Source organism: Uliginosibacterium silvisoli, from assembly GCF_036017035.1.
GTDB classification, from domain to species: domain Bacteria; phylum Pseudomonadota; class Gammaproteobacteria; order Burkholderiales; family Rhodocyclaceae; genus Viridibacterium; species Viridibacterium silvisoli.
The window spans coordinates 2069917-2082993 of sequence record NZ_JAYXHS010000001.1 but is presented as its reverse complement, the minus strand read 5'-3'; the positions used below and the strand labels follow the sequence as shown (position 1 = coordinate 2082993).

Annotated in this window: 11 protein-coding genes; 9 read left to right on the top strand and 2 right to left on the bottom strand. The window is 62.4% G+C overall.

Annotation, left to right across the window (positions count from 1 at the left end):
• Positions 1-56 precede the first annotated feature (56 nt).
• The 6 genes from VVD49_RS09450 to VVD49_RS09425 all read left to right on the top strand — a co-directional run bounded on the left by VVD49_RS09450 (position 57) and on the right by VVD49_RS09425 (position 6805).
• Positions 57-902, top strand: a complete 846-nt coding sequence (locus tag VVD49_RS09450) for a dienelactone hydrolase family protein (protein ID WP_327598893.1) — start codon at positions 57-59, stop codon at positions 900-902.
• A gap of 10 nt (positions 903-912) precedes the next feature.
• On the top strand, positions 913-1881 hold the full coding sequence (locus VVD49_RS09445) for an L-threonylcarbamoyladenylate synthase (protein ID WP_327598892.1): 969 nt from the start codon (positions 913-915) through the stop codon (positions 1879-1881).
• Between the two features lie 502 nt (positions 1882-2383).
• Positions 2384-3193, top strand: a complete 810-nt coding sequence (locus tag VVD49_RS09440) for a formate/nitrite transporter family protein (RefSeq protein ID WP_327598891.1) — start codon at positions 2384-2386, stop codon at positions 3191-3193.
• A gap of 73 nt (positions 3194-3266) precedes the next feature.
• Positions 3267-5000, top strand: coding sequence for a bifunctional protein-serine/threonine kinase/phosphatase (locus VVD49_RS09435; protein ID WP_327598890.1), 1734 nt, complete (start codon positions 3267-3269; stop codon positions 4998-5000).
• Positions 5001-5114: 114 nt separating this feature from the next.
• Complete coding sequence (locus tag VVD49_RS09430) at positions 5115-6038, top strand: ABC transporter ATP-binding protein (protein WP_327598889.1); 924 nt, start codon at positions 5115-5117, stop codon at positions 6036-6038.
• Positions 6035-6805: an ABC transporter permease gene (locus VVD49_RS09425; RefSeq protein WP_327598888.1), complete on the top strand. Its 771-nt coding sequence runs from the start codon at positions 6035-6037 to the stop codon at positions 6803-6805. The genes VVD49_RS09430 and VVD49_RS09425 overlap by 4 nt, the downstream gene beginning before the upstream one ends.
• A gap of 15 nt (positions 6806-6820) precedes the next feature.
• Here the strand turns inward: VVD49_RS09425 and VVD49_RS09420 are convergent, their stop codons facing one another.
• Complete coding sequence (locus VVD49_RS09420) at positions 6821-7357, bottom strand: hypothetical protein (RefSeq protein ID WP_327598887.1); 537 nt, start codon at positions 7355-7357, stop codon at positions 6821-6823.
• 208 nt (positions 7358-7565) lie between these two features.
• Between VVD49_RS09420 and VVD49_RS09415 the strand changes: the two genes are divergently transcribed.
• Together VVD49_RS09415 and tyrS are read left to right on the top strand one after the other, a co-directional pair.
• Positions 7566-9527, top strand: coding sequence for a DUF4914 family protein (locus VVD49_RS09415; protein WP_327598886.1), 1962 nt, complete (start codon positions 7566-7568; stop codon positions 9525-9527).
• Positions 9528-9634: 107 nt separating this feature from the next.
• Complete coding sequence (gene tyrS / locus VVD49_RS09410) at positions 9635-10909, top strand: tyrosine--tRNA ligase (RefSeq protein WP_327598885.1); 1275 nt, start codon at positions 9635-9637, stop codon at positions 10907-10909.
• A gap of 71 nt (positions 10910-10980) precedes the next feature.
• Here tyrS and VVD49_RS09405 read toward each other — a convergent pair whose 3' ends face one another.
• Complete coding sequence (locus VVD49_RS09405; RefSeq protein ID WP_327598884.1) at positions 10981-11979, bottom strand: alginate lyase family protein; 999 nt, start codon at positions 11977-11979, stop codon at positions 10981-10983.
• A gap of 182 nt (positions 11980-12161) precedes the next feature.
• On the opposite strand from VVD49_RS09405, the gene VVD49_RS09400 reads away from it, so the two are divergent.
• Complete coding sequence (locus VVD49_RS09400; RefSeq protein WP_327598883.1) at positions 12162-13064, top strand: LamG domain-containing protein; 903 nt, start codon at positions 12162-12164, stop codon at positions 13062-13064.
• Positions 13065-13077 lie beyond the last annotated feature (13 nt).

The following is a 13077-nucleotide window of genomic DNA, read 5'->3' as shown; positions in this document are numbered from 1 at the left end:
GCGCGGCAACACTCCCCCCATCCATCGGGTCGCGCCGCGCTAGCCTGACCTGCGCAATGCGACTCGCTTCGCTGCTGTTCGCGGCGTGCATACCGACCGCACACGCCTCCGAACAGATCAGCATCCCCACGGCAGGCATCTCTTCCTCGCCCGAACCCCTCGTCGCACACCTCTACAAGCCTGCCACGCCCGGCCCACACCCTGCCATCGTGATGCTGCACGGCTGCGGTGGCATGTATGGCAGCAAGGGTGCTGTCGGTGCGCGCCAGAAGATGTGGGGCGAGTTCATGGCGAGCCAGGGGTATGAGTCGCTGGTGCTCGACAGCTTCACCTCACGCGGCATCAAGGAAGTGTGCACCATCAAGTTCGGCGAGCGCACGCTCAAGGAAGCCGACCGTGTCGGCGATGCCTACGCCGCACTCGCCTGGCTACGCCAGCAGACCGATATCGATGCCAAGCGCATTGCCGTGCTCGGCTGGTCGCACGGAGGAGGAGTGACGCTGGACACCATCACACGCAAACCCAAAGCCGTGACTACTGAAGGTTTCAAGGCCGCGGTGTCCTTCTACCCCGGCTGCACCGCACGCAACAAACGCGCAGACGGTTTCCATCCCTACGCACCGCTGCTGCTCCTGATTGGCGAATCGGACGACTGGACACCCGCAGCGCCCTGCAAGGAACTTGCTGCCAGCGTGGCTGCACGCGGCGAACCGATGAGCATCGTCACCTATCCTGATAGTTATCACGACTTCGACAACCCCGGCATCACGAGCAAACGCGTGCGCAAGGAAGTGCCGAATGGCGTCAATCCCGGCCAAGGCGTGACCACCGCGCCGAACCCCGAAGCACGTGAAGATGCGAAGAAGCGCGTCCTCGCCTTCTTCGCCGAACAGTTGAAGTAAGAGCCAGCAGATGAACGCAACACCTGAAGACATCGCCCGTGCCGCCGCCCTGCTCCGCGCAGGCGAACTCGTCGCCCTGCCCACCGAAACCGTCTACGGGCTCGGCGCAGATGCGTCGAATGCGCAGGCTGTGGCGAAGATCTTCGCAGCGAAAGGCCGCCCCGCCGACCACCCACTGATCGTGCACCTTGCCGATGCCGATGGCATTGTGGAGTGGGCGCGTGAAATCCCGAAAGAAGCCATCGCACTGGCGCGTGCCTTCTGGCCGGGCCCGCTGACCATGATCCTGAAGAAGGAAGCCGACGTCTCCGATCTGCTCACGGGCGGACAAGACACCGTCGGCCTGCGCGTGCCGGATCATCCCGTAGCCCTGGCCCTGCTGCGCGCCTTCAACGGCGGCATCGCCGCGCCCTCGGCCAACCGCTTCGGCCGCATCAGCCCGACCACGGCTGCGCATGTCGCCGAAGAGCTGGGCGAATCGGTCGCCCTGATCCTCGACGGCGGCGCCTGCCAGGTCGGCATCGAATCCACCATTCTCGACCTCTCGCGCGGCGAGCCTGTGATCCTGCGCCCCGGCATGATTGGCGCGGACGCCATCGCAGCGGTGATCGGCCGCCGCCCGCGCCTGCCACAGCATGCAGAGAACGCGCCGCGCGTCTCCGGCGCACTGGCGGCTCACTACGCGCCACGCACAGCCATGCGCATGGCATCGCGCGCGGAACTGCTCGACCCGATCGATCCAACAGGCGAGCATGCCGTACTGAGTCATAGCGTCGAGTCGCCAGGCGACCAGCCAGGCCCGTGGATCGTCTCCGGCCCTGACGTGGCCCACTTCGCGCACGACCTGTATGCCAATCTGCGCGCGCTCGACGCCAGCGGCGCACAACTCATCCTCGTTGAGGAGCTACCTCCCGACGCAGCCTGGGATGCCGTGCGCGATCGCCTCGGCCGCGCAGTTGTAGGCTCAGGCGGCGAGTGACAAAGACGTAGGTCGGAAAAGCCGCAGGCGCCTTCCGACATTCGCGAGAGTGCTGGCGCGAGAATTCAAGCGTCGGAAGGCGCTGCGCTTTTCCGACCTACAAGTCGCCGCCATGCCGGACGGAGTGGTCGCGGCTTCGTCGCGCCACCAACTTGCTTGAACACCAAGGCAAGCACGCAGAGTTCCACAGCCCTCATGGCGCCGCAGCGCAACACAAACGCCTGCACCAAGTCCGGTTGGTCGCGCACTGCACCGGTGCTGCGGCATTGCAATAAAAGCGCTTTAATCAAGGCCAAACCCAGCGCTCACGGCAGCATGTCGCCGTGGCGCGGAACCTGCTTTATGAGAGCATCAGGCAAACGACTGTCTGGTAGCGCGAGGTGACTCGCACCGATTACCAAAATTATTCAAATAGACGATGGCGTCTATTTCCGTGACCTCAACCGAGGCCCGGAAATAGGCGCCTTTTTGTTTTGCTTTTTGTGTTGTGCAAGGAGAAGTCATGTCTTATCTCGTCCCTTCGGAATTCGTTACGAAGATGATTGATGCAGGTGAATCCAAAATATTCATGTCCACGCGGGACACGGTAATTCGCGCCTTCATGGCCGGCGCCATCCTCGCGCTGGCAGCATGGTTCGCGGTCACCATCAACGTGCAGACCGGTCAGCCACTGCTGGGCGCAGTGCTGTTCCCTGTCGGCTTCTGCATGCTCTATCTGTTCGGCTTCGATCTGCTGACAGGCGTGTTCGTGCTCGCACCACTCGCACTGATCGACAAGCGCCCGGGCGTCACCCTCGGCGGCGTGCTGCGCAACTGGGGCTTGGTATTCGTCGGCAACTTCCTCGGAGCTTTCACGGTGGCCGTGATGATGGCGATCTACGTCACATACGGCTTTTCGCAAGAGCCCAATGCGGTGGGCAAGGCCATCGGCATCGTCGGTGAGAATCGCACGCTGGGCTACCAGGCACACGGCGCAGCCGGCATGCTGACACTGTTCGTGCGCGGCATGCTGTGCAACTGGATGGTGTCGGCCGGTGTGGTCGGTGCGATGATCTCAACGCATGTCAGTGGCAAGGTGATCGCGATGTGGATGCCCATCATGCTGTTCTTCTACATGGTGTTCGAACACTCCATCGTGAACATGTTCCTGTTCCCGTCAGGCCTGCTGCTGGGCGCACATTTCACAATCATGGACTACCTGATCTGGAACGAAATCCCGACCGTGCTGGGCAACCTGGTGGGCGGCCTGGCATTCACTGGCCTCACGCTTTATGCAACGCACGTGAAGACGGCACCGAAGCGCAACGCCTGATCCGCGCAAGAGGAGAAGCGCGCCGCATGCGATCATGCGGCGTGTTTTTTGGTGACCACCTCTGGCAGCCCCGATGTCCAGTGAACTGAAAATTTCTGTCGGGCAGCACTCCGATAAAGGCCGCAAGGAAATCAACCAGGATTTCCATGGCATCTGCATTCCTGCAGAGACGCAGTTGCGCTCGAAGGGCATTGCCATCGCGCTGGCTGATGGCATCAGCAGCAGCGACGTGAGCCAGATCGCCAGCGCCTCGGCGGTGAAGGCCTTCCTCGAGGACTACTACTGCACTTCGGAAGCCTGGTCGGTTAAAACCTCGGCGCAGCGCGTGCTCACGGCTACCAACTCCTGGCTGCACTCGCAGACACAGCGCAGCGAGCATCGCTACGAGAAGGACAAGGGCTACGTCTGCACGCTGAGCGCGCTGGTCATCAAGTCGACCACGGCACACATCTTTCACGTCGGTGATTCGCGCATTTACCGGCTGCGCGGCAAGAAACTCGAACAACTCACTCACGATCACCGCATCTACATCTCCGGCGAGCAGAGCTATCTGGGCCGCGCGCTTGGCATCAACCCGCAGGTCGAAATCGATTACCAGTCCGATCAGATCGAGAAGGGCGACATCTTCTTGCTAGCCACGGATGGCGTGTACGAGCACGTCGACGCGGCAGCAATCATCGAGGCCATCGAGAGCGATCCCGACCATCTCGATGAGGTCACGCGACGCATCGTGGCCGCTGCCTACGAGAACGGCAGCGCCGACAACCTGACGCTGCAGATCGTGCGCATCGACGAACTGCCCAACGCCGAGGTTGGCGAGATCCACCAGCAGTTCGCCAAGCTGCCACTGCCGCCCCTGCTCGATGCACGCGCGGTTTTCGATGGCTACCGCATCGTGCGCGAAGTGCATGGCAGCAGCCGCAGCCACATCTACCTCGCGGTCGACATCGAGACCGATGCAACCGTCATTCTCAAGACGCCCTCCATCGACCTTGGCGGCAATCCGGACTATCTCGAGCGCTTCCTGATGGAAGAGTGGGTCGCTCGGCGCATCAACAGCGCACACGTGCTCAAGCCTTGTTCGCTGACGCGGCAGCGCAACTTCCTGTACGTGGTGACGGAGTACATCGAGGGTCAGACGCTGACGCAGTGGATGATAGACAACCCGCGGCCCGACCTCGAAGCAGTGCGCGACATCGTCGAACAGATCGCGAAAGGCCTGCGCGCCTTCCACCGGCTGGAGATGCTGCACCAGGACCTGCGGCCGGAGAACATCATGATCGACGCCACCGGCACGGTGAAGATCATCGACTTCGGCTCGACACGCGTGACAGGTGTGATCGAATCTGCGCCCGCCGCTGATCGCGGCGACATCCTCGGCACGGTGCAATTCACCGCGCCAGAATACTTCCTCGGCGACAACGGCACGTCGCGCTCCGACCTGTTCTCACTCGGCGTCATCGCCTACCAGATGCTCTGCGGCAAGCTGCCATACGGCGCAGAGGTCGCCCGCGCACGCACGAAGGCGGCGCAGAAGAAACTGCGCTACCGCCCGGTGCTCGACGACGACCGCGAAATCCCCGTGTGGGTCGACGGCGCCCTGCGCAAGGCCGTACACCCCGATCCGTACAAGCGCTACGCCGAGCTGTCGGAATTCATCTTCGACCTGCGCCACCCCAATGTCGACCTGATGGATCGCAGCCGACCGCCACTCATCGAACAGCACCCCGAGGCATTCTGGAAAGGCGTATCGCTGGTGCTGGCCATCATCATCGTGCTGATTGGCCTGCATTCGGCGGTCCGCTAACCCGCAAGTCCTGCTGCAGGACCTTACCGGGCGCAATCCCCTTTCCTCAACATGGAAACCGCGGAGCCGAACAGGGAGTAAGATCGCTCCGCCCCCCTGTTCTCTCCCGCCCCCATGCCAGCCATCATTTCCGTCAGCAAGCTCTTCAAGACCTACGCGTCCGGCTTCCAGGCGCTCAAGGACATCCACCTCGATATCCGCCGCGGCGAGATCTTCGCGCTGCTGGGCCCCAACGGCGCGGGCAAGACGACGCTGATCAGCACGATCTGCGGCATCGTCAATCCGAGCGAGGGGCAGGTGCTGGTCGATGGCCACGACATCGTCAAGGACTACCGCGCGGCGCGCACCGTGATCGGCCTGGTGCCGCAGGAGCTGACCACGGATGCGTTCGAGACGGTGTGGGACACGGTGACCTTCAGCCGCGGCCTGTTCGGCAAGTCAGCGAACCCGGCGCACATCGAGAAGACGCTGAAGGATCTGTCGCTCTGGGAGAAGCGCGACAGCAAGATCATCACCCTGTCCGGCGGCATGAAGCGCCGCCTGATGATTGCCAAGGCGCTGTCGCACGAGCCGCAGGTGCTGTTCCTCGACGAACCGACTGCGGGCGTCGACGTCACCCTGCGTCGCGACATGTGGGAGCTGGTGCGCAAGCTGCGCGCCTCGGGCGTGACCATCATCCTGACCACGCATTACATCGAAGAAGCCGAGGAGATGGCCGACCGCATCGGCGTGATCAACAAGGGCCAGATCGTCCTCGTCGAAGACAAGGCCGAGCTGATGCGCAAACTCGGCAAGAAGCAGATGACGCTGCAGCTCGACGCGGCGCTCGAGGCCGTGCCTGCCGGTTTCGATCACTACCAGCTGAGTCTCGCCCAGAACGGCAACGAGCTGGTCTACACCTATGACGCGGGAGAGAAAGTGGAGATCGCCGACCTGCTCAAGCAGCTCGATGATGCCGGCATCCGCTTCAAGGACCTGCACACGACGCAGAGTTCGCTCGAAGACATTTTCGTGAGTCTCGTGGAGGGCAAGCAATGAGCCGCCTCAACATCCACGCCATCCGCGCCATCTACAAATTCGAAATGGCCCGCACCTGGCGCACGGTGATGCAGAGCATCATCTCGCCGGTCATTTCCACCTCTCTGTACTTCGTGGTGTTCGGCGGCGCCATCGGCACGCGTATCCCCGAGATCGACGGCGTGAGCTATGGCGCTTTCATCGTGCCCGGCCTCGTCATGCTGTCGTTGCTCACGCAGAGCATTTCGAACGCGTCCTTCGGCATCTATTTCCCGAAGTTCACCGGCACGATCTACGAGCTGCTGTCGGCGCCCGTCTCGTATGTGGAGATCGTCATCAGTTACGTCGGGGCGGCGGCGACGAAGTCCATCATCCTTGGCGTGATCATCCTCATCACGGCGGCGATGTTCGTGCCGCTACGCGTGGAGCATCCGTTGTGGATGATCCTGTTCCTGCTGCTCACGGCCATTACCTTCAGCCTGCTCGGCTTCATCATCGGCATCTGGGCAGACAGCTTCGAGAAGCTGCAGGTCGTGCCGCTCCTGATCATCACGCCGCTGACCTTCCTCGGCGGCAGCTTCTACTCGATCAAGATGCTGCCCGGCATCTGGCAGACGATCTCGCTTTTCAACCCGGTCGTCTATCTCATCAGCGGTTTCCGCTGGAGTTTCTACGGTATGGCCGATGTGGACGTCGGCATCAGCCTCACCGTCACGCTGGGCTTCATGCTGGCCGGCATGGCCGTCGTGGCCTGGATGTTCCGCACGGGGTACAAGCTCAAGCGCTGACGCGCGCGGGCAGCGTCAGAACTTCGGACCGGCATTCGGATCGACGACCGAACAGTTTGCGTTGAACTCGGCGAAGCCGCTGCTCAACGTGAATTGTCCGCTGACGCGATCGATACGGATCTTCGGCTTGTTGAACAGGTTGAAGCGCAGCGAGCCCGTTATCTCCTTGTCGCCGACGAAAGCGTCACCGAGCGTGTACCACGCGTCCTTGCCATCGCTCAGCGGCGGCACGAGATCGTGCGGTAGCTTCATGCGCACCGAGCCCTCCGACAACTCCACGTTGGCCGTACCGGAAAAAGGCTTCTTCACGGTGGTCGAGCCCGTCGTGCTCTTTTCGAAAGAGTGGCTCTGGTAGCTGTATTCCTGGGAGCTGGTCATCTGCGTATCGGAGACCGAGCCGTTGCCGGCGCATGTCAGTATCGTGCTGGCGATAGCCGGTGCTGCCAGACCGCCACAGATGACGAGGGGTACGACAGCGGAAACGAGTTTCTTCGTGGTGATCATGTCCAGCTCCTGCAGATCGAGGGCGAGACCGGATGGTGGCAAGGACACGCCATGGCGGCCTGTTCTTACTTTAGGTCGTCCCGCGCCGCCGTTCTTGATCAAGGTCAAGAATCAGCCCGGCATACGCGCATCGAGAACGAGACTTCCAGGTGGCACCGCAGGCTACGTTGTTGCGGGGTTTCTTAAGCTGCCTCAAATCCGCAGACCGTTGCAGCCAGTAAGGTCTGAGCTCCCCTGAAATGGATCGAGCCCAACCATGTCACGCAACACAGAAACCGTCGACGTCCTGAACTTCAAGAAGGATTGGTCTCACCTCGACCTGCCCGCGCACGTCATCGAGGTACTCAGCGCAGCGCCCGCGCTCTTCGTGCCGGAGTGCCGCGAAGATCTGCTCAACTGGGCGCTCGGCCGCGAAGCCGGCGCTACGGACTGGACGCTTGGCAATCGTGAAGACAAGGGCGAATACGAAGTTGCCTTCGAGGTGCCGACATTCGGCCGCGTCGTGGAAGCCACGGTCACCAAGGCGCGCAACGGCCTGGCGGTGAACTTTCCCGAGCCGGCGATGCGCCGTCGCGACCCGGATGCCATGGTCATCGGCGACGCTCTGCCCACGGACAAGCCAACCTACCTGCAGCGCTTCGGCGAGAGCTTCGACAAGACGCGCCAGAAGACGCTGGACTGGCTGAAGACGCAGGAGCTGATCGTCGTGCCGTTCTACGCCGGGCCTGATGATCTCCGTTACGGCGCGCTGCTGATCTGCCCGAAGCGGGCGGGCTTCTTCGCGGGCGCGCTGGCCGACTTGCAGGGCATGATTCCCGGCAGCGAAGTGCCTGCCGACTTCCGCCTCACTGCCGGCGTGCAGTTCATCGCGCCGCCGCTGCGGCATACGCATTTCGATCGCAAGCAGGTCGTCGTGCATGCGCGTTGCGGCACACATCAGGAAATCTACGCCTACAACCTTTACCCCGGCCCGAGCGCCAAGAAGGGTGTGTATTCGCTGCTGCTGGACATCGGCGAGCGCGAAGGCTGGACGACCAACCACTGTGCAGCTGTCGGTGCCGTCACGCCGTATGACAACCAGCTGGTCATCATGCACGAGGGTGCATCGGGTGGCGGCAAGAGCGAGATGACCGAGCACATCCATCGCATGGAAGACGGCCGCCTGCTGCTCGGCAAGAACGTCGTGACCGGCGAGGAGCGCACGCTGGTGCTACCGGAAGCCTGTCACCTGAACCCGATGGCCGACGACATGGCCTGTGCCCATCCTCACTACAACGAGGGCAAGACCAAGCTGCACATCGCCGATGCGGAAGCCGGCTGGTTCGTGCGCGTCGATCACATCAAGCGCTATGGCACGGCACCGCAGCTGGAGCGTCTGTGCATTCACCCGAAGAAGCCGCTGATCTTCCTCAACCACCACATCGTGCCTGGCGGCAGCGTGCAGATCTGGGAACACATCGAGGATGCGCCGGGCAAGCCCTGCCCCAACCCGCGCATCATCATTCCGCGCGACATGATCGAGGGCATCACCAGCGGGCCGGTCGCGGTGAACATCCGCAGCTTCGGTGTGCGTTGCCCGCCCACGCACAAGGACAGCCCGCAGTACGGCATCGTCGGCATGCTGCACGTTCTCAATCCCGCCCTGGCCTGGCTATGGCGCCTCGTCGCGCCCCGCGGCCATGCCAATCCGAGCATCCAGGACACGAAGGGCATGCAGTCGGAAGGCGTCGGCTCCTACTGGGCGTTCTGCACAGGGCGCCGCGTCGATCAGGCCAACCTGCTGCTGCGCCAGATCGTGGAGAACACGGACACACGCCACGTGCTGATCCCGAACCAGTACATCGGCGCGTGGAAGGTCGGTTTCATGGCCGAGTGGATCGCCCGCGAATACCTCGCGCGGCGCGGTAGCGCGCGCTTCTCGCGCGAGCAGCTGATCGAGAGCCCGTGCGCCCTGCTGGGCTACGTGCCGAAGCAGATCAAGGTGGAAGGCTCGATGATTCCGCCCGTACTGCTGCACGTGGCCAGCCAGCGCGAAGGCGGCGAGGCAGTGTTCGACGAAGGCGCACGCCAGTGGCGCGAGTTCTTCAAGCGCGAACTGGCGCCCTTCCTGACCGAAGACCTCGACCCGCTGGGCCGCAAGATCATCCAGGCCTGCATGAACGACGCCACGCAGGAGGACTACTGGCAGCTGATTCCGCACAGGATCTTCAAGGATTGAGAGAACTGAAGCACCGGACCCGCGCGGGCAGAACGCCTCGCCCCTGTTAGAATCGCGGGTTCATTTTCCGGCACGCCCGTGCGTGCCACCCGCCCGGAGAGTAAGTCATGTACCAGTCACCCCTTGTCCAGGATCTGCACGATCGCGGTCTGATCGCGCAGACCACCGACGCGCAAGCGCTCGATGAATTGCTGGCGAAGGAATCGGTGACGCTGTATTGCGGCTTCGATCCGACGGCAGACAGCCTGCATCTCGGCCATCTCGTGCCGGTGCTGGTGCTCAAGCGCTTCCAGCAGGCCGGTCACAAACCGATCGCCCTCGTTGGCGGCGCCACCGGCATGATCGGCGACCCGAGCTTCAAGGCCACCGAACGCAAGCTCAACACGCCTGACGTGATCGCCAGCTGGGTAGAGAAAATCCGCGGTCAGGTCTCACCCTTCCTGAGTTTCGACGGCAGCAACGCGGCCATCATGGCCAACAACTACGACTGGTTTGGCGGCATGGGCGCGCTGGAATTCCTGCGCGACATCGGCAAGCACTTCTCGGTCAACGCCATGATCAAGAAGGAGTCGGTGCAGCAACGCCTCAACCGCGACGACCAGGGCATCTCGTACACCGAGTTTTCGTACAGCCTGTTGCAGGGCTACGACTTCGCCAAGCTCAACGAACTGCATGGCTGCGTGCTGCAGATCGGTGGCTCGGACCAGTGGGGCAATATCGTTGCCGGCACGGACCTCACGCGTCGCCTGCATCAGAAACAGGTGTACGGCCTGACCCTGCCGCTAGTGACGAAGTCCGACGGCACGAAGTTCGGCAAGACCGAATCCGGCGCGATCTGGCTCGACCCGAAGAAGACTTCGCCGTACGCGTTCTACCAGTTCTGGCTCAACACGGCCGATGCGGACGTGTACAAGTTCATGCACTACTTCACCTTCCTCAGCGTGGCCGAGATCAAGGCCATCGAAGAGGCGGACAAGGTGAGCGGCAAGAAGCCGGAAGCGCAGCGCATCCTCGCCGAGCAGGCGACGGAGCTGGTGCATGGCAAGGCTGCATTGGCAGCGGCGCAGCGCATCAGCGAAAGCCTGTTCTCGGGCAGCCTCGATGCGCTGACTGAATCGGACCTGGAACAACTCGCGCAGGACGGCATGCCCGGCGTGCAGATCGAGAAGTCGGCAGGCAGCCTGATCGACGCGCTGGCAACGAGCGGCCTGGCCAAGTCGAAATCGGAAGCGCGTACCTTCATCCAGAGCGGCAGCGTGACGATCAATGGCGCAAAAGCCGATGTGCTGGAACACCAGTTCAACGACGCCGAGCGCCTGTTCGGTCGCTTCAGCGTGCTGCGTCGTGGCAAGAAGAACTACGCGCTGATCAGCTGGCAATAAGCGAAGGCTGGATCAAGAAAAAGGGGCCGGAAATCCGGCCCCTTTTTTATTCATATCTCATTCTGGAAAAATCACCATTCGGGCTTCACACTCTTGCACGTCATCTCCGGGTTGCCACCCATCTGGCTGTTCATGAACGGCCCGCGACGGGCAAGTTCCTTGACCTTGTCGGCATTGCGCAGCGGCATGTCGGCCATCCACACGGTCCAACTCAGGTTGCCACCCTCCGGCACCTTCTGCGCCTTGCCCGTCTTCTGCGCAAACCAGCTCGGGTCCAGCAAGCCATCTGCAACCAGCGAAGCCAGACGGAACAAGGCACCGTCGCCGCGCGTGTACCAGTTCTCGCCACGCGCGCGTGACAGCTCGGCAATCGTGGAAAGCGGCATCAGCGCGTAGTTGTGATAGTGCAGCGCCATGCCGGCGCGCGCCATTTCCGCCTCGAGAGAACCGTCGGCAGCGATGTGCGACAGGCCTTCGTCATACATGGCGCGCGCGGTGTCCCACAGCGCTTCGTCGCGCGTCGCGACCGACGTCGCCATCACCGCCATCGCCACCCAGTAGTAGTGGTTGTTGTGCTGGTGCTTGGGGTTCTTCCAGAAGTCGAGCGCTCGCAAGGCCTGCGCATGCAGCCACGGGTCGAGCAGCTTGTGATCGTCGGCGGTGAGCAGGTCGCGCACTTTGTATTGCGCCATGGCCAGGCCACCGAGCGTCCATTTCTGGATGTAGTTCGCCTGGTAACCACGCTCGTTCACGATCTCGCCCAGCAAGGCGCCGTTGCTCGCCCAGTGCCTGAGCCAGCCGACTGCGCACAGGGCGGTTTCGCGATCGCCTTTGGCAACGTACTCGTCGGCCATCGCCAGCACCTTGCGATGAAACTCGACGATGGGTCCGATGTTGCGCTCGTAGGTTTCGTGCAAGGCCTTGTCGACGACGGAGCCAGCCGCGTCCGAGTAATACGAGTTGGCGCGAATGTCGCGCACCGGCGCAGGCGCGGCCGGGCAGCCCGCCGCCATCGCGCTCGGGTGACAGCCGAAGCCAAGACAGAACAGCAAGATCGACAAGCTACGCATGGACGGCTCCGGTTTTGGGTCGGCGCATCCTAGCACGCGAAAATCGCAAAGGTAAACGTTTACTAAAGTTTTGCGCCTGTGCTACCGTCCGGCCTCGAAATACCAATAAAAGCTGGACGTTAACCGATTACCTTTGGCGCTCCCAGCCAGCCGCGACAGCCCATTTCAAGGAGGAAGAAACCATGTTTGCAGAATTCATGAACCGCCACAGCCGTGGCGCGTGTCCAGGCCTGTTCCTGCCACTCGCGTTTGCACTGTGCCTGAGCGCATGCGGTGGTGGCGGCGACAGCCCCTCAGCAGGTTCCGACACCAGTACGAACGTGAGCTCCAGCTCGAAATCCAGTACGGCATCGAGTGCAGCCTCGAGCGCTGCGTCGAGCACCACCTCCACCAGCAGCGTGGCCGTTCCCGATCCGGCGCTGGCCTACAGTTTCGACAGCACCGCCACCACCGACTTCAAGACCATCACGCCCTACTTCGGCGGCACGAACATGACAGCCGCGTCGGCTGCCAACGTGAGCGTTTTCTCCTTTGCGGCGAACAAGGCTGGTGCGGCGAGCACAGCGACCCGGATCACGCCGACAGCCAGCGTGGACGACTACTACCGCATCGTGGCCGCATCGGTTCCTGCACCACTCAAGACACCAGCGGCCATCACGCTGGAGGCAATGATCCAGTTCTCGTCCGTCACCACCTCATCGAACATCGTGCTTGCGAAGCACATGGACACAGGCAACACGCAGGGCTTCAACCTGTATGTGAAGACGGGTGGCGGTTCGCTGGGTTTCCGTATCAACAACGGTGCGGCCTATGAGCAACCCGTGACACTCGCCACGGACGGGAGCTGGACGCACATCGTCGCGACCTACGACGGCGCGAACATGCATCTCTACGTCAATGGCGTCGAACTGGGTACCGGCGTGGCCCAGACCGGCGCGCTGCTGGATTCCAGCACCGACTTCCAGGTGGGCGGCAACAGCACCAGCAACCCGAATGCGGCGGTGAACGGCGTGCTCGACGATCTGCGAATCTACAACGTAGGCCTGACGCTGGAGCAAGTGCAGGCACGCTACGCAGCGTACTGAAGCCAAGCTTCGA